Below are 24,762 nucleotides of genomic sequence, written 5' to 3'. Positions count from 1 at the left end.
GGGTGCGGCCGGTCACACGCGTGCTGCGCGGGGTGGGGCGGACCCCGGAGTTCCGGTGGTACGAGGACGACCGTACGGCGGCCAGGCGGGCCGCGCTCGCCGCCGGGCCGCCCGTCGCGGGCGAGGAGGAGGACTCCGGCAGCAGGGCGGCGGACGCACGCCGGCCCGAGTCGATCCCGGGCACGGACACCGCGCTGCGGCCGGCTGCCGCGACGCTGCCGGCGGTGTACTGCCGCAACTGCGGACGGTCGGGCTGGGCGGCGCTGTCGCCCGAGGCGGATCCGCAGCAGCTCGTGATGGCTCAGGAGAAGGTGTGGCGGGCCGGACTGGGGCGCGACAAGCGGCGCATGCGGTACTTCATCGCCGCCACCCCTGCTGAGGCCGAGGAGGCGCTGAACGCCCTGACGGGTGCGAAACCTTCGTCCGGCGGGACGGACCCACTGTCGGTGGTGGTGCTGGACGGCGGTCAGGGCACATACCGGCTGCCGCAGCTCGCCGACGCCGAGGAACTGCAGGACGCTTGGTTCGCGCTCGCCATCACGGACAAGAAGTCGGCAGACAAGGCCGCCCTGGACGACCGCTGTCCGGCCTGCAACACCGACAACGGCATCCGCTTTCTCGGCACGGCTCTCGCCGCGCTCGCCTCGGCGACCGTCACGCAGTTGTTCACGGGCGGAGACATCGCGCTCGTGCCGGAGGAGCGCAAGACGCTTCTGTTCAACGACTCGACGCAGGACGCGGCGCACCGGGCGGGCTATGTGGCCAACGCGTCGTACAAGTTCTCGCTCAGGTCGCTGCTCGCACACAATCTGGACGAGTCGGGCGCCCCGGTCGCACTCAACGACCTGATCGGCAATGTGCTGGACTCGGTGGACGACCCGCAGGCGCTGGCCGCGGTGGTGCCGCCGGACCTGCACGACGAACCGGGTGTGGACCGGCTGCTGTCGGGGCGGGGCACGGGTGACGCCCGGACCTGGAAGCTGATCGGCGAGCGGCTGGCGTTCGCGACGGTGATGGAGTTCGGGCTGCGCTCCCGCCAGGGTCGCACGCTGGAGCTGACGCGCACCGCCGCCGCCGAGGTCGTGATCGACCATCCCGACCGGATCACGGCGCTGGCCCGGGATCTCCATCTGTCCTTGCCAGGGCAGCTGATGGTGAGCGGCGGACTGCCGACGCCGGAGCGGTATCTGGCCTTCGTACGCGGCCTGCTGGAGCGCATCCGGCTGCGCGGCGGGGTGCGGCACCGGTGGCTGGAGCCGTGGATCAAGGACGCGGGGGTGGCCCGCTACAAGATCTGGGGCGGCCGGCCCGACGGCATGCCGGCGTTCCCCGACGGGATGGCCGCGCCGCGGTTCCTGCTGGACGGACAGAAGGAGCGGTCCGCCTTCGACGCCGTGACCGGGCGGCAGGGCTGGTACCAGGACTGGGCACGGCGCTGCCTCGGTCTGGACACGGCCGGGGCGACCGAGTACCTGCGCAGGCTGCTGCCGGTCCTGGTGGAGGAGCAGGCGCTGTCGGTGCGTACGGCGCAGGACCGCACCACCCGGGTGTACGGGCTGCAGCCGGGTCACGTCGAGGTGCGGCTGCTCGACGACGACGTGGTCAACAAGGCGTATGTGAGCTGTGCGGACTGCGGCTGGCAGCAGGTGGTGCCGCCCGAGCGCCGCACCCGCTGGTACGGGCATCCGTGCCCCCGCTACCGGTGCGGGGGGATGCTCCGGGCACCGCTGACCGACGGCTGGGCGACCGGTGCGGACGTCCGCAGCAGCGTCGGTTCCAGTGGCTTCGCCGCCTCGCGTGCCCGCGACTACCGGGACGACTACTACCGTCGGCTGTATCTGACCGGCGGCACCTTCCGGGTCGTGACGGCCGAGCACACGGGCATGCTGACCCGGCCCCAGCGCGAGCGGGTGGAGCGCACCTTCCGCTCCGGCACCCACTACACCGACCCGAATGTGCTCTCCTGCACACCGACGCTCGAACTCGGCATCGACATCGGCGATCTGTCCGCCGTCCTACTGGGCTCGCTGCCGAAGGGCCCCGCCAACTACGTGCAGCGCGCTGGGCGGGCGGGCCGCAGGACGGGCAACGCGCTGGTTGTGGCCTTCGGTGGCCGGCGCGCCCGGGACCTGTACTACCTGGACGACCCTCGGGAGATGATCGCGGGCGACATCGTGCCGCCCGGCTGCTATCTCTCGGCCGTCGAGATCCTGCGTCGCCAGTACACGGCGCATCTGCTGGATCTGGCCGCCCGCGGCAAGCTGACCACGGCCGACGGCGAGCGGCTGATGCCCGTACCCCGGCTGGCGTCCGCCCTGTTCGGCACGACCGGCTGGTGCCAGGACCTGGCGGACGCGGCTCTGACGCACGGGGCGCGGCTGGTCGAGGAGTTCCTTTCGCTGTTCCCTCGCAGCGACGACGACATGGGTGTCACCGACCACGCCGCAGACGAGCTGCGGGCGTACGCGACCGGCGGCATCGCCCGTACGCTCCAGGAGGCCGAGGAGGACTGGACGGGGCGCCGTGAGGAGCTGCGGCGGCGCATCGCGGCCATCGATGCGGCCATGGAGGGGCTGGTCCGCAGCGACCCGGAGCAGGACCGGGAGCACCGTGAGCTGCTGGCGGAGCGCCGCACCACTGGTGATCTGCTGCGCGAGCTGAGCCGTTCCAGCGCGCACGGTGCGCTGGTCGAGCTCGGCCTGCTGCCCAACTACAGCCTCACGGACACCACCACGCAGTTGGAGGCCACGCTCTACTGGACCGAGGAGAATCCGGACGGCGAGGAGGGCAGCCGCAAGGCGTACCGCAGCGAGGTGCGCGACTACGAGCGCTCGCGCCGGCTCGCCCTCGCCGAACTCGCCCCGGGCAGCAGCTTCTACGTCAACGGCTACCGCCACCAGGTGCGGGCTCTGGACATCGGCAGCCCCGACCGGCGGTCCTGGAAGGTGTGGCGCTTGTGCCCGGCCTGTGGTTACGTGCGGACGGAGAACGCCCAGCACGACGCGTCGCCCTGCCCGCGCTGCGGCGGGCGGGAGATCGCGGACGCAGGCTGCGTCCAGTACGTACTGGAGCCAAGGCGGGTCATCGCGCGGGACAAGCGGGACGACGCGCGGGTGCGCGACGACAAGGACGAGCGGGACCGGCGGCGGTACGCCATGCTGACCACCGTCGACATCGATCCCGCGCATCTGGCGCCGGGCTCCTGGCGGCACGAGACGGCGACGTTCGGTGTCGACTTCAGCCGTCGCGCAAAGATCCGCACCCTCAACCTCGGTGTGGACCGCCAGGACGGCAGCAGCACCGTCCCGCTCGCAGGCGATGACGTACGTATCAACCCGTTCTACGTCTGCGCCAGTTGCGGCGGTGCGACCGCCGACGGCCGGCCTGTGGCGGACAAGCCGCAGGACGCGCTCACCGACTCGCTCGCCGCCAGTACCAAGGCCAGCGCACACCACCTGCTGTGGTGCCCCCGTCGGCGGACCAAGGGCAATGGCGACGAGCAGGGCAAGGGGCAGGATCTGCCGCTGCTGCTGGCGCACGAGCTGGACACCGAGGCGGTCCGGATCCTCCTGCCCGCATCGGTCGCCCGCGCCCGGGAGCGGCTCGCCTCTTTCACTGCGGCGATGTTCGCCGGTATCGCCGCCCGTTACGGCGGCGACCCCGACCACATCGACATCGCGGCCGCCTCCATGCCCGACGGCGGCGACTCCGACTGGACGCGACGCTTCCTCGTCGTCTACGACCGCCTCCCCGGCGGGACCGGCTATCTGCACCGGCTCGCGTCCGCAGACGGCTTCCGCGAGGTGCTGGTGGCGGCCCGGGACGTCATCGAGAGCTGCACCTGCATCGAGAAGGGTCAGGACGGCTGTCACCGCTGTCTGCTGCGCCGTGTGCCGGCGAGCGACTACGACCGCGTCAGCCGGAGCGAGGTCCGCCAGATGCTGGACGAGCTCCTGGGCAAGGACGGCGAGGCGTGGAAGACCACCGAGATCCGCACCACGCAGCAGATCCCGCTGGAGCGGCAGGCCGAGTCCGACCTGGAGGTCATGTTCGTCGAGACGCTCAAGGACTGGGCAGCTCAGCCCGACTCCCGGGCCGCTGCCGACGCGTACACGACGGCCGCAGGGACGTACTCGCTGGACCTCCGGCTCACGGCGGCGGACGGCGCCGTCCTGCGGTGGCGGGTGTCCCAGCAGCGTGTCCTGGACGGTACCCGGCCCGACGTCCTCTTCGAGCGGCTCGACGCCCCGGGCCCGCGCCTCGCCCTGTATCTGGACGGTTACGAGTTCCACGCGAGCACGAAGCACAACCGCCTCGCCGACGACGCCACCAAGCGGGCACGGCTGCGTGTCGACGGTGTGCGCGTGTTCCAGCTGACCTACTACGACGTGAAGGAGTGGCGCACCCGCGTCCGGGAAGCGGGCTACTCCGCAGCCGGCCCCGCCGATCCCGTGTGGAGGCCGTACGGTGAGCAGGCATGTGCCCAGGCGCGTGCGTACTACGCCAAGGTGCGCGGCGCCCTGCCAGGTGAGCTCGCCGAGACGGTGTGGGTCAACCCGGCGGACACCTTGATCGCCTATCTGCGGGCTCCGGACGCGGGCGGATGGCTCGCGCGGGCGGAGGCCGTTGTCGCGGGCCTGACCGGAGCGGGCGCCGATGCGGCTGTCGTCTCGGCGGACACCGTCGGCGAGCAGATCGAGGCGGCGCTGCGCGGGCGGCCCCCGCAGACGCAGCCCGGGAAGGTACGTCTGCTCGCCGCGACGGACGCGTCCGCCTGCCGGGTGGTGGCCACCGCCGACGGGCGGCGGACTCCCCCCGTGTGGTCCGCGATCACCGTCCTCGACGACTCCGAGGCGGCCGTCGCAGACGAGGCCCGTCACAAGAAGCGCTGGCGGGCTTGGCTGTACTGGAGCAATCTGCTGCAGTTCCTGGAGCAGGGCGGCGGCGACAGTGCCCAGCTGACGACAAGTCTGCTGGACGGTTTCTCGGCCCAGGAGTTTTCCGTCGCGGGCGGGGCGGGCTGGCTGGAGTCGACCCGCGTCACGCTCGTCGAGGAACGGCCACCGGTCGCAGCGGCCCAGGAGCCGTCCCTGGCCGCCGCAGTGGCGGCCCCTGGAGTCGAGGAGGCTCCGGCAACGACGGGGACCGACGGCTGGGAGGCCGTGCTGGAGCTGCTCGACCCGGACGAGCCGGGGCTGGAACTCCTGGCCGTGGCGCTCGCATCCCTCGGCGTCCCGGCGCCGCGGGACGGCTATGAGCTCGACGACCGCGGCTGGATGGCGGAGTTGGCCTGGCCCGACGCCAAGGTCGGTGTCGTCCTGGCCCACCGGCCGGTGGACACGGAAGGCGATCCGGAAGCGGAGGACCGCGACCGCGCCTACGCCGCCGCGGGCTGGGACGTGCGCCCCGCCGGCGCCTGGACGGCGAGGGAGCTGGCCGAGCGGCTCCGAGAACAGGAACGGCACGACGGAACGACCCGGGGGGGCACCCACTGATGAGCACGGCGAACGTGACACTTCGGCTGCTGGACAAGGCCGACAAGGAGATCCTCAAGCTCCCCCGCACGGTGAAGGGGGCGATCTACGACTTCCAGCACAAGTTCAAGGCGAACCCACACTCGTCGGGGCTGCGGCTCAAGCAGCTGACAGGCGACACACGCCTGTGGTCCGCACGGGTCAGCGACGACTACCGAGCGCTGCTGCTGCGGCTTGCGGACGGCGATTGGCTGATCGTCTCGGTACGGCACCGCAAGGACGTGTACGACCGGGTCACGTACGGCGTCAACCCGGTCACGGGCGGCATCGAGTACGTCGACCTCCAGGTCGTCGAGGAGAGCCTCGCCAAGCGACTGCTGCCGAAGACGGCTGCGCCGGCCGAACCGGAACAACCGGTTGCGCCCGCGCCATCCGTGGCCCCCGAGCCGCTCTTCGCCCACGTCACCGACGAGCAGCTCACCGAACTCGGCGTGGCCGAACCGCTGCTGCCCGTCGTACGCACGCTCACCACCGAGGACCAGCTGCTCGGTCTCGTCGAGTACGCACCGCAGCTCTCCGGCGAGGTGCTGCTGTCCCTCTTCGACGGCAAGTCCTACGACGAGGTCCTCGAACAGGTCACGGCCCCCGTCGCCGCGCCCGAACCGGTGGACACCACCGACTTCCAGGCGGCGGCCGAGCGACCGGCGACGATGGTCACCACCACGGACGACGCGCTGCGAGAGGCCCTGGAAGGCGGCAGCTTCGGCCGTTGGAAGGTGTTCCTCCACCCCACGCAGGCCAAGCTGGTGGAGCGCGACTACTCCGGGCCGACGCGCGTGGGAGGCGGCCCTGGTACGGGCAAGACCATCGTCGCACTCCACAGGGTCAAGCACCTCGTGTCCCAGCTGCCGCCGGGGCGCACCAAGCCGGTACTGCTGACCACGTACAACAAGAACCTGGCGGCAGACCTCCGGGCTCGTCTGCTGGAGCTGGGTGGTGAAGAGCTGCTGGCGCGCGTCGAGATCAGCCATGTCGACCAGCTGGCGCTGCGGGTGGTTCGCGAGGCGGAGCCCGGCAGCAGCAGGCAGACCATCGACGACAACCAGGCCCTGCGTGAGTGGCGTTCGATGCTCGACGAGTCGGACGAGACGGGCTGGGACGCGGAGTTCCTCCACGAGGAGTGGACGCAGGTGATCCTCGGCCAGGCGGTCGCGTCCCGGACCGACTACTTCCGCGCCCGGCGCGCAGGCCGGGGCCGGAACGTGACCCGGGCCGAACGTGCCGAGATCTGGCAGCAGGCGGAGCGGTTCACCCAGCGACTGGACCAGCTCGGACGGCAGACCTGGGGACAGGTCGCCGAGCGTGCCGCAAGGCTGGAGATGGAGCGTGAACAGCGCATCCAGGCCGTGGAGCGACAGCGCGAGGCCGCCGGCGGCCGGGAAAACATCCACCTGCAGGACACCTCGGCGGGCTGGCTGCGCTATCGCTACCGGCACATCGTGGTCGACGAGGCACAGGACCTGCAGCCAGGGCACTGGAAGATGCTGCGTGCGATGGTGGCCCGGGAGCGCAACGATCTCTTCCTGGTCGGCGACACCCATCAGCGCATCTACAGCACGCAGGTCACGCTCGGCAGCCTCGGGATCAACATCCGGGGTCGCTCGGCCAAACTGTCCCTGAGTTATCGCACTACCCGGCAGATCCTCGGTTCGGCGCTCGAAGTGCTGCGCGGGGAGGCGTTCGACGACCTCGACGGCAGCGAGGAGACTCTGGCCGGCTACCGATCCGTTCTGAGCGGCGGCGTGCCCACACTGCACCCGAGCACGGACTGGGACGCGGAGCGGGAAGGCATTGCCGGATTGATTGCCGGGTGGGGTGACATCCCGCTTGAACAGATCGGCATCTGCGTCCCCACGAACGCCTTGGCGCAGGAGGTGGCCTATGCCCTCGCCCAGGTCGAGATCAGGGCAGTCGAGATCGGTCCGGACGGGCCGCGCGGCGACGAGGGGGTCCACATCGGGACGATGTTCCGGTTCAAGGGGCTGGAATACCAGCGCATGATCATCGCCGGAGTGACACAGGGTCTCGTGCCACGCGAAGCGATCCTGCAATTGCGGTCGGCCGACGCCCTACGTCACCGCCGCGAGATGCAGCGGGCCCGCTCACTGCTCTTCGTCGCAGCGACGCGTGCCCGAGACAGCCTCGACATCTTCTGGCACGGCTCGCCGAGCCAGTTCCTGGAGCCGCTCCTGCCCGCCTGAGTGTGCGTCTGTTCCGTGTCAGCGGCGTGCCATGACCCGTTGTCGCCAGCTTGCAAGGTGGATCGCAAGGTCGCCGCCGAGGAACTCGCCGCGAGACGCGAGGAGCACGGTGAGAAGGCTTTCGCGGCCGACACATGGCAGCAGGCGCACGACCTGCTGCTGCACGTCTCACTGGACGCGGACTGCGCGGACGTCCTGCCCCTGTCGGCGTACGAGCAACTGGCCGGTTGACCTCGGCCGTCTGCGTGTCGCTGCCGTCGCCCCCTCGTACCGCACGACACCAGGGGGCGACGGCATTCGGCCGGTGACTACTGCACCGGCTTGTCCGTGTGCCCCAACGTCCGCCCCGGTGCGACCCGGTCCCGGACCAGCCGCTTGACGGCCGTGGGCTCCGGGAAGCCCTGCTCCCGCCGGTCCCACACGACCTCGCCGTCGACGCGCACGACGAAGACACCGCCGGTGCCGGGCTTCAGTGCGAGCTCCTCCAGCTCCGTCTCGAACGTGGTGAGCAGCTCCTGGGCCAGCCATGCGGCCCTCGGCAGCCAGCGGCACTGGGTGCAGTACTCGATCTGCACACGGTGAGCGGACTCCGTGGGCGGGGTGGACGGATTCACGGGACGACGCACCTCTCGGCTGCTGTGGTGAAGGTGGAGCACCGGGCCGCGGCCGCGGGCACTCGTACGTTCCCATTCTGACGGGCGCGTCCTGACGGGCGTGCCCGGCCCGACGAGCACGCCGGCACGGAAGCACCACCCGGAGTCCGCTCTCCGGACGGCCGGGACGGGCGCATCAACCGCGGGACGGCCCGCGTCCCCGGCACACACTGTCGTCACGCCGTGGGCCGGAAGCGGACGCGACAGCGCTCGACGCCCTTGGCCGTGCCCGTCTCCGCCGCGAGTCGCTCAGCCTCCGTCCGGCCCGCGCGGCAAACCTGCACCCGCCACGCACCGTCCGTGTCCGGGAGCGTGACGAGTTCGCGGGTCCGCCCGAGGCTCATCGACTCGGTCCGACGTCGGATGCCGCGAGCAGCCCCCGCCCGGCATCATGGAGGCCATGAATCCTCCGAGCACGGACTGGGTCACCGTCGCCGCCTACGAGAACCTGCCCGGCTGCCTCCGGCCGATGGCTGCCGCACGCGCCTGACTGCGTGACCGCGGCATCGACTGGATGCCCTTCGACGAGAACGAGATCCGTTGGGGGCTTGCCTGCGGTGTCGGCCCCGACGGGCACTGGCACGGGTGGTTCGACGTTCGTGTCCGCAGCGACGCCCTGCGCCGGCTCGGCCTGCACCCCGACCAGCCGAGCGCCGAGGTCGACGGTCCCTCCCCGCCCGGCTGGTGGCACGCCGCCGCCGAACGTCACCGCCCCCATCGCGTCCCTAGCCGATGACCACCGTGCGCTGCGCCGAGAAGTCCCCCCAGTTCCCGTCCGGGAGCTTCGCCCGGAGCTTGACCGAGTAGCGCGTACCCGGCTTGTCGGTGACTGTGAAGGTGTAACGGACCTGGCCGGGCGGGGGTTGGGCGCCCCAGACGATCGTGGTGGCGAGCTTGCCGTTGAGGAAGAGCTGGTGTTCCTCGACCGGGGCGCCCGTCTTCGGTGGGGTCCAGGTCAGGTCGATGGCGTGGGCCGTGCCGGTGGTGCGGGCGGCGGCGGTCAGGGCTGTTGGGGCCGTGTTCGGACCGGCGCCCGGAGCGGAGGCGGTCGTGAGGTCGAGCGAGGGGCTGTCGGGGGACGCGTTGTCCGCCGCGTCGCGGGCCCGGACCGTGAAGGTGTAGACGGTGCCGGGGCGCAGACCGGTGATGCGGGCGGTGGTCGTGGTGCCGGGGACGGTGTGGATGCGGGAGTCGGCCTGGTAGATGTCGTACGACGTGACGGCCGTGTCGTCGCTCGCCGCGCCCCAGTTCAGAGTCACCGACCGGGCGCCCTCGGCCCGGCCCTCGGGGGCGCCGGGCCTGCTCGGGGCGCGGTTGTCCTCGGCGGCCGGGGCGAGGGTCGTCACGGGGATCGATGCGCTGTGCGGTGAGGCGTTGCCCGCGGCGTCGAGGGCCCGGACGGTGAAGGTGTACGCGGACGAGGGCGTCAGGCCGTCCACGTCGATCATGTGCTTGGTGGCGGGCACCGACGTCACCTTCGTTCCGGTGCGGAAGACTTCGTACGCGGTGACGCCACGGTCGTCCGTCGACCGTTCCCACATGACGTGCACGGATGTGGCGCTGCCGGCCTGGGCGGTGACGCCGCTCGGTACGGACGGGCCGCTGGTGTCCCCGGCCTCCTGCTCACCGCAGGCCGTGAGCAGGGCGGCGGCGGTGCACATCAGAGCGGTCAACACGGCGCATCCCAGGGTGTGTTGCACAGGACTGCCTCCGTCCGACGGGGCATTGGTCCAGACCTGTATGGCACAGTCGGCCACGCCCTGCAAGGGCCCGGCGTGCGCGGCCCGGCCGGATCGCGCGCTGTCCATCGGGCGAGCCGGTGACGGTGCGGGGGACGACCCGACGGACGTTCGGGCCGGCTCAGGGCGATCGCTCGGGAAACGACGCGGCTATGTCCCGCAGCCGGACCAGTTCACGGTTCGCGGCCTCCACCTGGCCCAGATCGAGAGCCATCCACGCGCGGGCGTACACGTAGTCGATGTCCTGACGCGTCAGCGGATCGATGTCGCAGCGACCGCGCAGACGCCTGGACTCACACCGCAGGAACAGGCTGACGCGGTCGAGACCGTCGCGTTCCGCCAGGGAGAGTGCCTCGGGGAGGAGGTCCTTCACGTAGTCGCGCACCTGCGCGTCGGCCTCCTCGGGGCGCGGAGCCGAAGGGGCGTGGGGCAGACCGTACTCACCTGCATCGTCGATCAGCCGGCGCGAGAGGTCCTCCGCGGAGTCCAGGTCGCCGGCGGCCTGAGCCGTGCGCGCCGCGGCGAGAACTTCCTCCAGCTCGCGGCGTCCCGTGGCACCTTCATCAACGCGTGAGCCCAGGTAGCTCGACCAGACATCAAGCCGTTTGCTCAGCTCCGCTCGTCGCCAGACGTCGTACATACCGGTCGATCGCCGCCTCTCCAGTTCGGACCGTTCGAGCCCGGTCCGGCACGATACGGGGGCGGTTGGGGTTCCGGCCTGCGATTTTCCGGCGCCCGCGACCAGCGGACGGCTCGGGCCTCACTTGCTCCGCGACGCGCGCCGTTTCCCGGAGGGCATGGAGGACACGGCGGTCTTGACGGTGTGCGCCGCCGCGTCCCTCACCGCCCGCTCCGGGTGCCGGTCGCGCAGGTCGTGCAGGACACGCGCCGAGGTGGGCGGATCCGCGTCGGCCAGCGCACGGACGAGCGCCTTGGCACCGCCCGGCCATACGGCGGCAGCCGCGTCGAAGGCGTCGAGGACCGCCGTGGGGACCGGGTCCGGCTCGCGGTTCTCGGCCGCGGCGGCGACGAAGGCGCGCATGTCCTCCGTCCAGAGGAGGTCCAGGTCCTCGAGGGTCAGGGCCGCGCGAGCGGTGACGGGGACGAGGGCCTCGTCGGCCGGCTCGTGGCGAGCGGCCAGCAGGCGGTGAGCGTATGCGCCGGTGACGGGGTCGGTCACGGCCGCCCGGAGCGCGCCGACCGGGACGGCGGCGGCGTCGAGGTGGGCGAACAGCGTCGGAGTCGCCGTGTTCGGGAAGTCGGCGGACTTGGCGGCGGACACGGCCGTCAGCAGCTCGCTCCAGGCCGCGTCCGTGCCGCCGCGGGCCGTCGTCCAGGCGGTCAGGGTGGCTGCGGCGATGGCCGGGGGCCAGTGCTGGACGGCGGCGACGGTCTCGGCGGCGTCCCAGGCGGTGACGTCCTCCTGGTCGGGGGCGGCGACCTCGCCCGCTGTCAGGATGTGGCGCATGACGGCACTGCCGAGCGGGGTGAGGCCGTACGCGTCGCCGGTGCGGAAGACACAGCCGGTCTCGGCGAGTTGGTCGACGAGGCCGGCCAGGGCGTGCGCGTGGGCGTCGAGTTCGGCGCGGTCCGCATCCGTCAGCTCGGGGAGGGACAGGAGGCTTGTGAGTTCGGCCGTCGCCGGGGTCGAGTAGGCGGTGGGGGCCGATTCCGGGACGGGCACCGGAAGCTCCTCCAGGCCCGGGGCGACCTTCCAGCCGGCGATGTCGGCCGCCTTGCGGGCCACCGAATCCGGGGTGCAGCCGCGCTCGTAGAGGGTGTACAGGATGTGCGCCGCGTCGACGGCGTACTCCTGCTCCGGCCCGGCGGCCACAGGGATGCGTTCGACCAGCGCGGCCAGGACGTCGGCGCCGAGCTCGGTCAGCTCCTCCGGCGTGCCCTCGGTCCAGACGGCCGTGGCAGGGCCGGGGAATCCGCACCGCTCGGCCACCTCGCGCAGGTCGTCGCCCGCCGTTCCCGCCGCGAGGGCCGCGGGGAGCGGGGCCGCGTGCAGCAGGGCCCTGATGGCGTCCGGGGCCGGCGGCGCGGGCGGCGGAGGGAGCGGGACACCGGAGTCGGCGAAGTAGTCGAGATGCTCGTCGCGCGTACGGTCCGCGAGGGCGAGGTGCGCAAGGTCCTCCGGGCCGGGTGCAAGTTCGGCGTACGGGCCGGCGAGAGCGTCGCTGAGGCCGGTGGCGGTCCAGCGGTCCGTCAGCTCGGCCGCGAGGCGCTCCAGCCGGTCCGGCCCGGCGGCGGGGTCCTGGGCGAGCAGGGCCTCGGTGAGGACGGTCCGGGCCACGAAGGTGCGGGCCGTGACGGCGGAGCGGTGCAGCGGTGCCGGCAGTTGCGGGCGGTCGGCGTGCGGGGTCCGGGAGTGAGCCGCCAGCCAGGTCCGTACGGCATCGGCGTCGTCCGCGTCGACGCCGTCCGCCCGTAGCAGTGACGCGTACCAGCGCGGCCAGGTCAGGTTCCGCGGGTCGGTCATCGCCCGCTCGAACTCCGGAAGCGCCTCGTCCACGACGGCGATCAGACGGGCATGGCGCTTGGCGTTCAGCCTGCGTGCCGCCTTGACCCGGTCGGCGAGTGCCGTGAGCAGACCGGGCATGGCGGCGAGCTCGTCGGGCGTCATCGCCAGCACCCCCGGCAGGTCCTCGTGCAGCACGCGGACCAGCAGCTGCGGCGTCGGCTCGGGTACGCCCGCCCTGGTGTCCACGCCGTGCAGGGTGAGGAGCGTGAGCACGGCGTCCGCGGGGCGTGCGGGCGGGGCGGCTCCGCGCTCCGACTCCGCCCAGGCGAGGAAGTCGTCGAGGCCGGTGTTCAGGGCAGCGGTGGGGGCGGTACGGGTCACCTCGGGAGCGTATGGGCGCCATGGGCGACTCGGCCGTCCTGGCGCGTACGGATGGCCCGATCGGGTGATCGCCGGGAACCTCTGCGTCACCGAAGCGGACTCACGGATGGGTCGCCGACGCAACAGCGACGGGGCACAGATGGGGCACCGAAATGCGGCAGTGACGGGTCGCCGTCGGGACACCGATGAGTTTCCGTCGGCGGGAAGGTCTGCCGGTCATGGAGACGAACCACACGAACACACCCGACCTGGGACCCGTCGCCGCCGCCATGGCGCGGCTGGCGAGCGGCGTCGACGACGCGCGTCTCGGCGATCCCACCCCTTGTCCGAAGTACGCCGTACGGGAGCTCCTCGCCCACATCCTCGGGCTGTCCGTCGCCTTCCGTGACGCGGCGCGCAAGGACCTCGGACCGACGACGGACACCGATCCGGGCACGGTCACCCCTGTGCTGGAGGACGACTGGCGCGGGACACTCCCCCGCGTCCTGGACGAGCTGGTGGCGGCGTGGCGCGCCCCCGGCGCCTGGGACGGCGACACCCAGGCCGGCGGCGTCACGTTCCCGGCCGCGATCGCGGGGCGGGTCGCGCTCAATGAACTCCTCGTCCACGGCTGGGACCTGGCCCGCGCCACGGGCCAGGACCACGACCCGGACGAAGCGAGCCTCGCCGTGTCGTACGGCCTGCTCAAGCCGGCCGCGGACGACCCGGGCAGTGACGGCATGTTCGGCCCGGCCGTGCCGGTCCCGGACGACGCGCCGCTGCTCGACCGGGTCATCGCGCTGAGCGGGCGGAGCCCTCACTGGACCGGGGAGGCCGACACCCGCTGACGAGACCGGCGAAGGGGCGACCACCCCGTGCCCGCGGTCAGCGCACCCCGGGGGCGGGAGCTGCAACGGTCGCCCCGACGGGGAGCATCCCGCGCGCCCATGCCGGCAGGAGCTCCGGGGTGTCGCACATGTACGAGATCCTCGACCGGGCGGGTACGACGCGTCGAAAACCCGGTGGCCCGCGGGCCGGCGGCCTGCGAGGCTCGCCCCATGCCTCATCCGTCGTCGCCCTCCTCACCACGCACGCCGTCACGCCGTGTGAAGCCCAGCCTCTACATCTCCGTCGATGTCGAGGCCGACGGCCCGATCCCGGGCCCGTACTCGATGATCAGCCTCGGTGCGGCGGTGGCGGGGCGGCAGGACGCGCAGGGGTACGTGCCGGCCGCGGACCACGGGGCACACACCTTCTACCGCGAGCTGCGGCCGATCAGCGAGGAGTTCGTCCCCGAGGCGCTCGCGGTGAGCGGGCTCGACCGGGACCGGCTGATCAGGGACGGCAGCGAACCGGCCGCCGCGATGGCCGCGTTCGTCGACTGGGTGCGCGAGGTGAGCACGGGAGCCCAGCCGGTGATGTGCGGTTACCCGGCCTCGTACGACTGGATGTTCCTGTACTGGTATCTGATCCGGTTCACCGGCGCGAGTCCGTTCGGCCACTCGGGATGTCTGGACATGAAGACCCTGTACGCGACGAAGTCCCGGCTCCCGCTGCGTGCCGTCGCCAAGGGAACGATGCCGCGCATGCTGCTCTCGCGGCGACGGCACACTCATCACGCGCTGGACGACGCGATCGAGCAGGCGGAGCTGTTCAGCAACCTCATGCTGTGGGACCCGGAACCGCACCCGGACCCGCACCCGGCACGGACTCCGCAGCCGGAATCGGGCCGTCCCCCAACGGGTTGAGCTGGTCCGCGTCGCCGTCGAAGGCGAAGAGCAGCAGATCGGCCATCGTGAAGGCGCCGCGGCGTGCCGCGGGCAGGCTCGGGCGCCAGTCGGGATGGCGGACGATCGAGGTGCGACTGCCCTCCATCGCCCGGTGGAAGACCTCGGCGACGAGATGACCGCCGACGCCGGTGAGACGGCCGGGGTGGCGCGGGTTCGTCTCCGACTCACGGAGGATGTAGAACCAGAGCGGGGTATGGGCGACCAGCTCGGCGCGCTCGTCGTCGGTCAGGGCGGACAGCTCGGCGCCGCCGCCGGCCGGCGCGACGCCATGGCCCCCGCGAGCGGCTCGCTCTGGCCCGATCTCGTCTTCGCCGACCCGGAACCGGACACCGACCAGTAGTCGTACGGCTACTCGGCGAAGATCGTGGACAGTTGCGCCCGGCTGCGGACGATGGCCGAGGCGTACGTACGCCAGGGCATCGGACTCACGGGGAACGCCGCCCTCGCGGCCGACGTCCTCACCGGCCTGGACCATGGGGATGGCGACACGAGTCACCATCCCGGGGGGTGCGTGCCTTTGGCGCACGCACCCCCCGGTGACGGCTGCCGTGGACCCCGCTCGGGTTCACGGCCGCCGGCCGAGGGCCGTCCCCCTCGGCCGGACTACCGGGGGTGTCAGGCCTGCGCGGCGATCCGCGCGAGGCGCTGGGCCTCGTCCCGCGTGGAGCGGGCGATGGCGTCCTCGTCGACGTGCAGCAGCCGGCTGTCCTCGACGACCGGCCTGCCGTTGACGAGCGAGAGTGTGACCGGGGCCGCCGCGCCGAGGACGAGGGCGGTCACCGGGTCGGCGATCGAGGAGTGGGCCAGCGTGTCCAGCTTCCAGAGCACCAGGTCGGCGAGCTTGCCGGGCTCCAGGGAGCCGATCTGGGAAGCGCGGCCCAGGACCTGGGCGCCTCCGTAGGTACCGAGCCGCAGGGCCTGGCGCGCGTTGAGCGCGCGCTCACGGTGCACGGTGCTCAGGCGGTTGATCAGCAGGGCGTTGCGCAGTTCGGTGTGCAGCTCGCCGGACTCGTTGGAGGCGGTGCCGTCGACGCCCAGGCCGACCGGCACACCGGCGGCGAGCATGTCCGGCACTCGGGCGATACCGGCGGCGAGGCGGGCGTTCGAGGACGGACAGTGGGCGACACCGGTCCTCGTGCGGGCGAAGGCCTCGATGTCCGAGTCGTTCATGTGGACGCAGTGGGCCATCCACACGTCCTCGCCGAGCCAGCCGGTCGACTCGAAGTAGTCGGTCGGGCCCATGCCGAACAGCTCGTGGCAGAACTTCTCCTCCTCCACGGTCTCCGAGCCGTGGGTGTGCATCCGCACGCCCTTGCGACGGGCCAGCTCGGCGCCCTGCCTGAGCAGTTCGGTCGAGACGGAGAAGGGGGAGCACGGGGCGACCGCGATCTGCGTCATCGAGTCGAATGAGGCGTCGTGGTGCTTGTCGATGGTCTCCTCGGTGGCGGCGAGGGCGCCTTCGAGGGTCTCGACGGCGAAGTCCGGCGGCAGGCCGCCGTCCTTCTCGCTGCGGTCCATCGAGCCACGGGCGAGGGTGAAGCGGACGCCCGTCTCGGACGCGGCGCGGATGATCGCGCCGGAGAGGTCGCCGGAGCCCTTCGGGAAGACGTAGTGGTGGTCCATCGCGGTCGTGACACCGCCACGGGCCATCATGGCGAGCGAGCCCTGGGCCGCGGAGTACGTCATCTGCTCGTCGATGCGCGCCCACGTGGGGTAGAGCGCGACCAGCCAGTTGAAGAGGTTGTGGTCCGTGGCGAGGCCCCGGGTGATCCACTGGTAGAAGTGGTGGTGCGTGTTCACCAAGCCCGGGGTGACGAGGTGGCCGGTGCCGTCGATACGGCGGACCACGTTCTCCAGGTTGTCGGGTGCCTTCCCCGCGCCGATCGACTCGATCCGGTTGCCGGCGACGACGACGTACCCGGAGGCGTACTCGGTGTCGTTGGCGTCCACGGTCGCGATCGCACAGTTCTCGATGACTGTGCGCGGGGCTGCTGCCGATGCTGCCATGGCGGTGCGTCCTTCGTCTTGCGGTGGCGGTGAGGGCACGGCAGGACCCTGGGGGGATTTGAGTGCCACGGCCGCGGGACCGTGGGTGCCGAAAGGGAAACAGCAGGTGGGGGTCCGGTGGGTCCGGTACGGGGACGCCGCGGCGGACAGATGCGGCGTACACGTGTCAAGCAGAGCACGCCACCGGCGGACGGCCCCGCCTCCGGCCGGGCGGGGGGCCGTCCGCCGGCCATGCGTCAGAGGTTGGTCAGGTCGACGGGGATCCGCGGCTCGACACCGTCGCGCAGGATCGTGGCCTCGATCAGGCCGTACGGGCGGTCGGCCGCGAAGTAGACCTCGTTGTCGTTCTTGAGCCCGAAGGGCTCCAGGTCGACGAGGAAGTGGTGCTTGTTCGGCAGGGAGAAGCGGACCTCGTCGATCTCCGAGCGGTGATTGATGATGCGCGCACCCATCTGGTACAGCGTCTGCTGCAGGGAGAGGGAGTAGGTCTCGGCGAAGGCCTGGAGCATGTGCTTCCTCACCTGCTCGTAGGACTTCTCCCAGTGGGGCATCCGCTGCTCGTCGTCGGTCCAGTTGAACCGCCAGCGACCGGAGACCTGAGTGGCCAGGATGCGGTCGTACGCCTCCGGCAGCGTCGTGTACTTGTCCTTGGCGTAGCCCCAGAACTCGGAGTTCGTCGAGTTCATCACGACCAGGTCCTTGAGGCCGGAGATGACCTCCCACATCGAACCGTCGTAGGTGATCTGGGTGACCCGGGTCTCCTGGCCCTTGCGGACGAAGGAGTGCTTGACCTCGTCCGCGCCGATGAACTTGGAGTTGGCGTCCGAGGCCTCGATGCGCTCCCAGGCGTACTCCTCGATACGGATGCGCGCCTGGTGGATCGGCTCCTGCGAGGTCACGAAGTGACGGGCGAGGTGGATGCCGAACTGCTCGGCGGACTCGATGCCGTACTCCTTGGCGAACGCGTACACCGTGTTCTTGGTGGTGTCCGTGGGCAGGACGTTCGCGTTCGAGCCGGAGTAGTGGACGTCGTCCATGTCGCCGGAGAGGGCGACCGAGACGTTCAGGTCCTTGATGTGGTGCGTGTCGCCGTCGCGCGTGATCTTGACGACACGGTTCTCTGCCTTGCCGTACTGGTTCTGTCCCAGCATCACAGGGCGGGCGGGTCGGGGATTGGCTGTCATGTGTCTGCTAGCTCCCTCGGTAAACGGAGTAGCCGAACGGGTTGAGCAGCAGCGGTACGTGGTAGTGCTCGCCCGGTACGACGGCGAAGGTGATCGCCACCTCCGGGAAGAACACCCCGGCGGCACCGCTGTCCCGATTCGCGGGGGCGTCCTGCTGGGCTTCGGCTTGCTTCTTCGAGCTGTGCTCATTCAAGAAATACGGCTCGGTCTCGAAGTCGAGCCGTACGTGGGTGGTGCCCTCCGGCAGCGCCGGAAGGTCCTTGCAGCGCCCGTCCGCGTCGGTCGCGGAGCCGCCGAGCGCCACCCACTCCGCGCCGGACCCGGCTCGGGCCGACAGGGAAACGGCGACGCCCTCGGCAGGACGTCCGACGCTGGTGTCCAGGATGTGGGTGGACACGGAACTTTTCGGCGATGCCGCGGTCGCGGTGCTCATCAGTTCTCTTCCTCCACCAGGCGGCCCAGCCGGATGCGGTTGATCTTTCCCAGTTCGGTGCGGACGATCTCCCGCTCCTGCTCGGGCGAGTTGTCGATCCGCTCGCGGACGGCGTCCCTCATCTGCTCACCGGTCCGGCCGGTGGCGCAGATCAGGAAGACGTGGCCGAACTTGTCCTGGTAGGCCAGGTTGAGTTCGAGCATGTCGGCCTTGAGCGTCTCGGAGGCGCCGGCCATTCCGCTCTGTTCGCGGGAGGAGGTCGGGTCCCCGGGCTTCGGGCGCCCGATCGGCGGGTGTCCCGCCATGGCTTCGGCCAGATCCTCGGCGGTCAGCTCGGCCATGGCGGCGTCGCCGGCGGCGAAGAGGGCTTCCACGGTGGCGTACGGGCGCTGGGCGAGCAGCTTGCTCCCCCACGCCGAGCTGGCACACACCTCATGCAGCGCGGCCTGGGCCGCACTGTCCGGCAAGGTGTTGAACCGGGCGAGGCCCGGTACGGAAGTCGAAGACACGGGAGCCTCCGTGGCTGTTCTGCACTGTGCGTCGGACGGGCTGGGGACAGCTAACGCCTTCCGCCGACACCGCGTCAACACTTTGTTGAAACTCCGGTGACACAAAAGCCGCTGTCCCGACATCCGGACGGCGACCTTCCACGCACAGCGATCAACTACTCACTCTTCGCGGCATTCTCGCGGTTGAGATAGTTGTACACAGTGAACCGGCTGACACCGAGCGCACTCGCCACCGTCTCCACCCCGTGCCGCACCGAAAAGGCACCACGTGCCTCCAGGAGCCGGACGACCGACTGCTTGGTCTTGCGGTCCAGCGCGGACAGCGGCATGCCGTGGCGGCGCTCCAGCGCGACCAGGATGTGGTCCAGCGACTCGGAGAGCTGAGGCAGCCGCACGGCGACGACCTCGACGCCCTCCCAGGCCAGGACGACGTCGTCACGCCCCGCCTGCTCGGGCCGGAGCAGCTCCGCGCCCATGGCGTCCACCAGCGGCTTCACCGCGATGACCAGCGGGTGGTCTGCCGACTCGGTCACTTCTCGCCCTCCCCGATCTCCCCGATCACATTGACCTGGAGCGAGACCCGGGTGGCGCCGGCTCCGAGAGCCTTGCGCAGCAGCGAGTCGACGGCGGTGAGCACCTCGTCCGTGCCGCCTTCCGCCGTGTTCCCGAACGGCCCGACATCGACGGCGTCGAGATCCGCCGCCTGAATGACCTCCCGTGCCACCAGCGCGTGGGCGGGGGCCTCATCCAGGTCGAACGGTTCGGTCGTGAACTCCACTCTCAGTCGCACCATGCCCCCACGTTAAGCCCGGCCGCGCCGGCCTCCGCCGCCCGGCCCCGAAATCGCGCGGCTTCCGCGCGACGGACCGGCGCCCGGCCGGCGTAGAGCCGGTGAGGGAAGCCGTACCGGCCCTCATCTCCGGTGCGGCGTCAGGACAGGGAGGGGGCTGCGGGATGACACGGCGCAAGGGCACAGGAGTCAGGGGCGTCAGAGGGGTCACAGGTGTCAGGGGCGTCAGGGGTACGGCAGTGGCGGCTGCGGCCATGGCGGCACTGACCGCCTCCCAGGCGCCGGGGGCGCAGGCCTCTCCGCCCGCCGGGGAGACAGCGTCCGCCGTGCAAGGGCGGCCGGGCGTCGCCGGCGACGGCGCATACCGCACCGAGCTGCCGCCGCTGCGGGCGCAAGGGGTGGAGCGCGGGGGCGGGGCGGACCGTGCGTCGGAGGGCTCCGCGGTGACCGCCGCGGGCGCACTGCCGGCCACCGTCCTCGCCGCGTACCGGGGGGCGGAGTCGGCGCTCGCGACTGGCGCCCCCGGCTGCGGTCTGCGCTGGCAACTGCTGGCCGCGATCGGCCAGGTCGAGTCCGGGCATGCGCGCGGCGGGCGGGTGGCCCCGGACGGCACGGCACTCGCGCCGATCCTGGGGCCGCGGCTGGACGGCAACGGGTTCGCCGCGATCAGGGACACGGACGGCGGCAGGTACGACGGGGACGTCCTGTACGACCGCGCGGTCGGCCCCATGCAGTTCATCCCGTCGACCTGGGCCGGCTGGGGCGCCGACGGCAACGCGGACGGAACGGCCGACCCGCAGAACGTCCACGACGCGGCTCTCGCGGCGGGCCGCTACCTGTGCGCGGGCGGACGGGACCTCTCCGACCCGGACGACCTGGACCGCGCGATCCTCGCCTACAACCACTCGGCGGCCTACCTCCGTACGATCAGGGCCTGGTTCGCGTACTACCTCGGCGGCCACCGCGTGGTGCCCGACCAGCGCGACGGAGGAGCCGAGGCCCGCCCCGGCCCGGAGTCCTCCCGACCGGCGCGGCCGCAGTCCTCGCCCCCGGCCGCTCCGTCGTCCCCCTCCCCCGCTCCCTCGTCCTCCGGGCCTTCCGCGCCTTCCGTGCCTTCCGGGCCCGCCGAGAGCCAATCCGCAAACGGGCCGGAAGAGCCGCGGGTACCGGTAATTCCCCTTGCTGGAAAGGGAGTTGAGCCGCCGGGCGGCGGGGTACTGCCGAGCACGACTCCGCTGGTCGGCAACGGTACGGATTCGATGGGTGCCGCCCCCTCCACAACCCCGGATACCCGGCGGTAATGTCGCGCTCACCGCCGGGCGGCAGGGACCGGCGGTGAGCGCGAAGGGGCCCTCATGGCGGAGACGTCTCAGGACCGGTGGCAGCGCGCATGGAGCCACCGGGAGCAGCTGCTGAAGGTGGCCCGCCGCAGATCCATGAGCGTCGAGGACGCCGAGGACGCCGTGCACGAGGCGATGCTGCGTGCCGCGGAGAATCCGCACCTCGACGACGAGCGGCTGGGCGCCTGGCTGACGACGGTGACCATGCGGCTCTGCGTCGACCGGTACCGCCAGGTCCACCGCGAGGCCGAGGTGCACAACAGTCCGACACTGATCACGCCGGGCCCGGCGCCCGTCGAGGACGTGGTGTGCGACCGGGCCGAGGCGAAGTGGCTGGCCGTACGCAGCGGGGAACTGCCCGCCCGGCAGGCCGAGGCGCTCTGGCTGAAGTCCGAGGACCTCGACGTCGGCCAGGTCGCCGTGAAGATGGGACTGAGCTACCGCACGGTCGAGTCCCTGCTGGCCCGGGCCCGGCGGACGCTGCGCAATTCCCTGGCCGCGACGCTGGGCCTCGCCGTGTGGCTGTGCGACCGCTGCCGACCGCGGACCGTGGGCAACGCCCAGGCCGTGGCCGTGGCATCGACGGCAGCGGCGACGCTGGTCGTCGCGGGGTTCGTCCTGCCGTACGACCACGGCGGGGACGGTCCGCCCGTCCGCTCGCCGGCCACGTCGGACACCGCGAAGGTGCGCGTGGCGGACGGCGACGGGGCCCGTCGCCCTCCGGCCCCGGCCTCAGCCGCGAGCCCGGTGACCTCGTCCCTCGTCCCGAGCCCCACCTCGTCGCCCTCGCCGCTCCTGCCGGTCGTCTCCGTGCCGCCGCTGCCATCCCTGCCGTCGCCCGACGTCCCGGAGGTGACGGAGATGGTCCGGGGCGCGTCGCTGCCACCGCTGCCACTGCCCGGCGTGGATGCCCCGGCCGTTCCGCCCGTCCCGGCCGAACCCGGCGCGGCGGCTGCGCCGATGCCGTCCGCACCACCCGCGCTGTCGGTACCGGCTCTGCCCACGACCGTGCCGCCCGTCCCGATGGACGCGCCGACGCCGTGAAAACGGCGAAACGCGGGACACAGAGCGCTGCCCGACGTGGACGCCGAACCCCGTGTCCCGAACAAGGTCCGGGCAGGTCGAGGGGAAAGCGCCCCGAAGCCGCCGGAGCGGGAGCGGGAGGAGCCGGCCGGACAGGGTGATGGCCCGCCTTCGTACGTTCTCGCAGGTCGGCCTCGGGCATGTCCGGCACGCGCAGCTCTGGGCGTCGAGTGCGGAAGAGGTACGGACGCAGGTGCAGTGAGGTGGCCCGGTGGTTGAGCCGCCGTCCGGGGCCTAGCGTCGGAAGAGGGGAGGCTTCACACATCCGCGCGCGAGGAGGGTGATCATGGACATCACGGGTTCGGTGGCCCTTGTCACGGGAGCCAACCGTGGCATCGGGCTGGCGTTCGCCCAGGCACTGCTCTCTCACGGCGCCGCCAAGGTCTACGGCGGGGTCCGGGAGCCGGAGACCATCCGGGACACCGGGCTCGTTCCGCTGCGACTGGACGTCACCGACGAGGAGCGGGTCGCCGCAGCCGCACGTGCCGCAGGCGATGTCAGCATCCTCATCAACAACGCCGGGGTCGCCGGCGGCCCGTCCCTCCTCGAGGGATCGTTCGACGGCGCCAGGCGCGAGATGGAGGTCAACTACTTCGGCACCTGGGCTGTCTCGCGTGCGTTCGCGCCCGTACTGGCCGCCAACGGCGGCGGCGCGCTGGTGAACATGCTGTCCGTGGCATCGTGGGTGGCCAACAGGCGGCTTCCGAGCTACGCGGCCTCCAAGTCCGCACAGTGGTCGCTGACGAACGCCTTCCGACTGGCGCTGCGGGAGCAGGGCACGCTGGTGGTCGGCGTGCATGCCGGCTATGTCGACACCGACTTGGCGGCGGACATCGACTCCCCCAAGATCCTCGCGGCCGACGTGGCCGAGAAGACGATGGCAGCGCTGCTCAATGACGAACCCGAAGTGCTGGTGGACGAGATCACCCGCCAGGTACACGCCGCGCTCTCGGGAGAACTGGAGGCGCTGTACGCCAATCGGTGACCGCCCCGACTCGTCGTCGTCCTGACCGCCGAGCAGGCCGGTGAGAACCGCGTTCCCGGCATCAGGGGAAGCGGACATGGCGGGCTCGTTCGCTCGGGCCGGACGACAGGAACACCGGCGCCGGCCGCTCCGTGCGATGACCGGACGCGGCCGGCCTCCAGGCCGAGCTGACCGCCCTCCGAGCGACGCGGGCATCCGGGGACCGCCCCGACCCGCAAGATCATCGGGTTCCCGGTCATTGGTGGCGGGCTGGTACCGGTGATGGCGGCGATACGGTACGTACGCCTCTGGTCGCTCGGCGAGCAGAGACAGATCGCCGGGGGCAGGGTGGACTCCGATGCACTGTTCTTGGGCAGTCCGCCCGGTGCCTTGGCCCCGGACATCGAGGACGCACGAGCGATACGCGAAGGGCTCGGACACCATGACAGAGAAGATCTCCGGCGCCCACGACGACCAGGGCGACGACCGGGGCCCCGGCAAGGCCGCCGGATCCGAAGCGCCGGTGATCTTGAGCAACAAGCCAGGCTCGTTCGCTCGGGGCGTCCTGGACAGGCGCCATCCGGCGCTGATCCGACAGGTACGCGACGCCTTCCCGTACGGTCCCCGGCAGCACCGGGCCCTCGACGCTCTCCTGGACGAGATCACCGACGGTGTCGTCGAACCGCTCGACGCGTCGGACCAGGACCTCGAGCTCTGGTCGGTCTGGGGGCGGGAACACTTCGGACGATCGTGGTTCGACGTCCCGTTCCTCTGGTCCGAGAGCTACTTCTACCGCAGGCTCCTCGCCGCCATCGACTACTTCGGTGAGGGGCCGTGGCAGGGAGTCGACCCCTTCATGCCCTTCAAGCAGGCCGAACTGCGCGGTGCGGCGGTGGACGAGGAACTCCGGGCCCTGGACGAGCTCGCCGACGCGCCCGCCGGCGAGCGGGCCACGGCCTTGCTGTACGCCTCGCTCTGGGGCAACCGCGCAGACCTCGGCTTCCGTGCCTCGGCGGATGAACCAGCGCCCGGCGACACCGACCCCAACCTGGTCGCCGACGACAGCGCCGAGCTGTGGTCGCTCCTGCCCGCAGGGGCGCCGGCGACCGTCGCCGTAGTGGCGGACAACGCCGGACGGGAACTGATCCCCGACCTGGTCCTCACCGACCACTTCCTCGGACACGGCCACGCCGAGAGGGTCGTACTCCACGTCAAGCCCTACCCGTACTACGTATCCGACGCGACGACGGCGGATGTCGTCGACTGCCTCCGTCGCCTCGCCCAGGCGCCTGGTGAACCGGGCAGGATCGGCGGGCGCCTCTGGGAGGCCATGCGGACAGGTCACCTGGAGGTGCGCACCCACCCGTTCTTCTGCGCTCCGCTGCCGTACGAGGAGATGCCCGAGGACCTGCGGAAGGAGTTCGCGGCTGCCGCGGTGACCATCCTCAAGGGCGACCTCAACTACCGCCGCCTTGTCGGTGACCGGCTGTGGGAGCCGACGACGTCGTTCGCGGACGTCACCGCATATTTCCCGGGGCCCGTCGCAGCGCTCCGCACTCTGAAGTCCGATGTCGTCGTCGGGCTGGAGCAGCGGAAGGTGAGCACGCTCGAACGGTCCGGCCAGGCTTGGCGCACCAGCGGTACTCACGCCCTGATCCAAGCTCGGCGTTAGACGGAGAGAGGTATCTCGACGCCTTACTCAAAGGCT

20 protein-coding genes and 1 pseudogene are annotated in these 24,762 nt (G+C 71.5%); 10 read left to right on the top strand and 11 right to left on the bottom strand.

Translation table 11 applies throughout. From position 1 onward, the window contains the following. Positions 1 to 2 precede the first annotated feature (2 nt). The 3 genes and pseudogenes from ABT078_RS01355 to ABT078_RS01345 form a co-directional block, all read left to right on the top strand. The gene (locus tag ABT078_RS01355; protein ID WP_351222528.1) at positions 3 to 5,495 is read left to right on the top strand and encodes an MrfA Zn-binding domain-containing protein; all 5,493 of its coding nucleotides are present in this window, start codon (positions 3 to 5) and stop codon (positions 5,493 to 5,495) included. Then, positions 5,495 to 7,735 (top strand): UvrD-helicase domain-containing protein, encoded by a 2,241-nt coding sequence (locus tag ABT078_RS01350; protein ID WP_351222526.1) that lies wholly within the window; start codon positions 5,495 to 5,497, stop codon positions 7,733 to 7,735. Before ABT078_RS01355 ends, ABT078_RS01350 begins: the two co-directional genes overlap by 1 nt. A 63-nt stretch (positions 7,736 to 7,798) precedes the next feature. Next, a pseudogene (locus ABT078_RS01345) lies at positions 7,799 to 7,966 on the top strand (malate synthase A); the annotation flags it as partial. A gap of 77 nt (positions 7,967 to 8,043) precedes the next feature. Here ABT078_RS01345 and ABT078_RS01340 read toward each other — a convergent pair. Next, entirely contained in the window at positions 8,044 to 8,349 is a 306-nt protein-coding gene (locus tag ABT078_RS01340) for an Rdx family protein (protein ID WP_351222524.1), read from the bottom strand. A gap of 553 nt (positions 8,350 to 8,902) precedes the next feature. Between ABT078_RS01340 and ABT078_RS01335 the strand changes: the two genes are divergently transcribed. Beyond that, complete coding sequence (locus tag ABT078_RS01335; RefSeq protein WP_351222522.1) at positions 8,903 to 9,124, top strand: hypothetical protein; 222 nt, start codon at positions 8,903 to 8,905, stop codon at positions 9,122 to 9,124. Here the strand turns inward: ABT078_RS01335 and ABT078_RS01330 are convergent. The 3 genes from ABT078_RS01330 to ABT078_RS01320 form a co-directional block, all read right to left on the bottom strand. After that, positions 9,114 to 10,049 carry a fibronectin type III domain-containing protein gene (locus tag ABT078_RS01330; RefSeq protein WP_351222915.1) on the bottom strand — a complete coding sequence of 312 codons (936 nt, stop codon included), beginning with the start codon at positions 10,047 to 10,049 and terminating at the stop codon, positions 9,114 to 9,116. The two genes, ABT078_RS01335 and ABT078_RS01330, sit on opposite strands and share 11 nt — an antisense overlap. Positions 10,050 to 10,248: 199 nt before the next feature. Beyond that, positions 10,249 to 10,767, bottom strand: coding sequence for a hypothetical protein (locus ABT078_RS01325; protein WP_351222520.1), 519 nt, complete (start codon positions 10,765 to 10,767; stop codon positions 10,249 to 10,251). 120 nt (positions 10,768 to 10,887) lie between these two features. Then, positions 10,888 to 12,975 (bottom strand): hypothetical protein, encoded by a 2,088-nt coding sequence (locus ABT078_RS01320; RefSeq protein ID WP_351222518.1) that lies wholly within the window; start codon positions 12,973 to 12,975, stop codon positions 10,888 to 10,890. Positions 12,976 to 13,193: 218 nt separating this feature from the next. Between ABT078_RS01320 and ABT078_RS01315 the strand changes: the two genes are divergently transcribed. Together ABT078_RS01315 and ABT078_RS01310 are read left to right on the top strand one after the other, a co-directional pair. Further along, the gene (locus tag ABT078_RS01315; protein ID WP_351222516.1) at positions 13,194 to 13,802 is read left to right on the top strand and encodes a TIGR03086 family metal-binding protein; all 609 of its coding nucleotides are present in this window, start codon (positions 13,194 to 13,196) and stop codon (positions 13,800 to 13,802) included. A 210-nt stretch (positions 13,803 to 14,012) separates the two neighbouring features. Beyond that, positions 14,013 to 14,702 (top strand): 3'-5' exonuclease, encoded by a 690-nt coding sequence (locus tag ABT078_RS01310; protein ID WP_351222514.1) that lies wholly within the window; start codon positions 14,013 to 14,015, stop codon positions 14,700 to 14,702. On the opposite strand, the gene ABT078_RS42580 is transcribed toward ABT078_RS01310, so the two are convergent. The 7 genes from ABT078_RS42580 to ABT078_RS01275 form a co-directional block, all read right to left on the bottom strand. After that, positions 14,617 to 15,243, bottom strand: a complete 627-nt coding sequence (locus tag ABT078_RS42580) for a hypothetical protein (protein ID WP_502981126.1) — start codon at positions 15,241 to 15,243, stop codon at positions 14,617 to 14,619. The two genes, ABT078_RS01310 and ABT078_RS42580, sit on opposite strands and share 86 nt — an antisense overlap. Positions 15,244 to 15,359: 116 nt before the next feature. Then, entirely contained in the window at positions 15,360 to 16,751 is a 1,392-nt protein-coding gene (locus ABT078_RS01300; RefSeq protein WP_351222512.1) for an 8-oxoguanine deaminase, read from the bottom strand. Between the two features lie 236 nt (positions 16,752 to 16,987). Continuing rightward, positions 16,988 to 17,935 carry a factor-independent urate hydroxylase gene (gene pucL / locus ABT078_RS01295; protein ID WP_351222510.1) on the bottom strand — a complete coding sequence of 316 codons (948 nt, stop codon included), beginning with the start codon at positions 17,933 to 17,935 and terminating at the stop codon, positions 16,988 to 16,990. Positions 17,936 to 17,942: 7 nt separating this feature from the next. After that, positions 17,943 to 18,368 (bottom strand): hydroxyisourate hydrolase, encoded by a 426-nt coding sequence (gene uraH, locus ABT078_RS01290; RefSeq protein ID WP_351222508.1) that lies wholly within the window; start codon positions 18,366 to 18,368, stop codon positions 17,943 to 17,945. After that, a complete protein-coding gene (uraD, locus tag ABT078_RS01285) occupies positions 18,368 to 18,877 on the bottom strand; it encodes a 2-oxo-4-hydroxy-4-carboxy-5-ureidoimidazoline decarboxylase (protein ID WP_351222506.1) in 510 nt (169 codons plus the stop codon). Before uraD ends, uraH begins: the two co-directional genes overlap by 1 nt. Positions 18,878 to 19,032: 155 nt before the next feature. Next, positions 19,033 to 19,410 (bottom strand): helix-turn-helix domain-containing protein, encoded by a 378-nt coding sequence (locus ABT078_RS01280; RefSeq protein ID WP_351222503.1) that lies wholly within the window; start codon positions 19,408 to 19,410, stop codon positions 19,033 to 19,035. Beyond that, positions 19,407 to 19,667 (bottom strand): YkoF family thiamine-binding protein, encoded by a 261-nt coding sequence (locus ABT078_RS01275; RefSeq protein WP_351222913.1) that lies wholly within the window; start codon positions 19,665 to 19,667, stop codon positions 19,407 to 19,409. The genes ABT078_RS01280 and ABT078_RS01275 overlap by 4 nt, the downstream gene beginning before the upstream one ends. A 254-nt stretch (positions 19,668 to 19,921) precedes the next feature. Between ABT078_RS01275 and ABT078_RS01270 the strand changes: the two genes are divergently transcribed. The 4 genes from ABT078_RS01270 (at position 19,922) to ABT078_RS01255 (ending at position 24,726) form a co-directional block, all read left to right on the top strand. Further along, positions 19,922 to 20,968, top strand: a complete 1,047-nt coding sequence (locus ABT078_RS01270; protein WP_351222501.1) for a lytic transglycosylase domain-containing protein — start codon at positions 19,922 to 19,924, stop codon at positions 20,966 to 20,968. Positions 20,969 to 21,022: 54 nt separating this feature from the next. Continuing rightward, complete coding sequence (locus ABT078_RS01265; RefSeq protein ID WP_351222499.1) at positions 21,023 to 22,051, top strand: RNA polymerase sigma factor; 1,029 nt, start codon at positions 21,023 to 21,025, stop codon at positions 22,049 to 22,051. 325 nt (positions 22,052 to 22,376) lie between these two features. Further along, on the top strand, positions 22,377 to 23,075 hold the full coding sequence (locus ABT078_RS01260; RefSeq protein ID WP_351222497.1) for an SDR family oxidoreductase: 699 nt from the start codon (positions 22,377 to 22,379) through the stop codon (positions 23,073 to 23,075). A 421-nt stretch (positions 23,076 to 23,496) separates the two neighbouring features. Beyond that, entirely contained in the window at positions 23,497 to 24,726 is a 1,230-nt protein-coding gene (locus ABT078_RS01255; RefSeq protein WP_351222495.1) for a damage-control phosphatase ARMT1 family protein, read from the top strand. The last annotated feature ends 36 nt before the right edge of the window (positions 24,727 to 24,762 follow it).

The organism is Streptomyces sp. NPDC002133 (assembly GCF_040296405.1).
Classification (GTDB): Bacteria; Actinomycetota; Actinomycetes; order Streptomycetales; family Streptomycetaceae; genus Streptomyces.
This window is presented reverse-complemented; position numbering and strand designations above follow the sequence as displayed.

Coding starts and splice junctions, on each gene's coding strand:
- ABT078_RS01255 (WP_351222495.1), top strand. CDS start 23,497: ATGACAGAGAAGATCTCCGGCGCCCACGACGACCAGGGCGACGACCGG.
- ABT078_RS01330 (WP_351222915.1), bottom strand. CDS start 10,049: ATGTGCACCGCCGCCGCCCTGCTCACGGCCTGCGGTGAGCAGGAGGCC.
- ABT078_RS01315 (WP_351222516.1), top strand. CDS start 13,194: ATGGAGACGAACCACACGAACACACCCGACCTGGGACCCGTCGCCGCC.
- ABT078_RS01265 (WP_351222499.1), top strand. CDS start 21,023: ATGGCGGAGACGTCTCAGGACCGGTGGCAGCGCGCATGGAGCCACCGG.
- ABT078_RS01335 (WP_351222522.1), top strand. CDS start 8,903: ATGCCCTTCGACGAGAACGAGATCCGTTGGGGGCTTGCCTGCGGTGTC.
- uraH (WP_351222508.1), bottom strand. CDS start 18,368: ATGAGCACCGCGACCGCGGCATCGCCGAAAAGTTCCGTGTCCACCCAC.
- ABT078_RS01310 (WP_351222514.1), top strand. CDS start 14,013: ATGCCTCATCCGTCGTCGCCCTCCTCACCACGCACGCCGTCACGCCGT.
- pucL (WP_351222510.1), bottom strand. CDS start 17,935: ATGACAGCCAATCCCCGACCCGCCCGCCCTGTGATGCTGGGACAGAAC.
- ABT078_RS01350 (WP_351222526.1), top strand. CDS start 5,495: ATGAGCACGGCGAACGTGACACTTCGGCTGCTGGACAAGGCCGACAAG.
- ABT078_RS01325 (WP_351222520.1), bottom strand. CDS start 10,767: ATGTACGACGTCTGGCGACGAGCGGAGCTGAGCAAACGGCTTGATGTC.
- ABT078_RS01260 (WP_351222497.1), top strand. CDS start 22,377: ATGGACATCACGGGTTCGGTGGCCCTTGTCACGGGAGCCAACCGTGGC.
- ABT078_RS01300 (WP_351222512.1), bottom strand. CDS start 16,751: ATGGCAGCATCGGCAGCAGCCCCGCGCACAGTCATCGAGAACTGTGCG.
- ABT078_RS01270 (WP_351222501.1), top strand. CDS start 19,922: ATGGCGGCACTGACCGCCTCCCAGGCGCCGGGGGCGCAGGCCTCTCCG.
- ABT078_RS42580 (WP_502981126.1), bottom strand. CDS start 15,243: ATGGTGACTCGTGTCGCCATCCCCATGGTCCAGGCCGGTGAGGACGTC.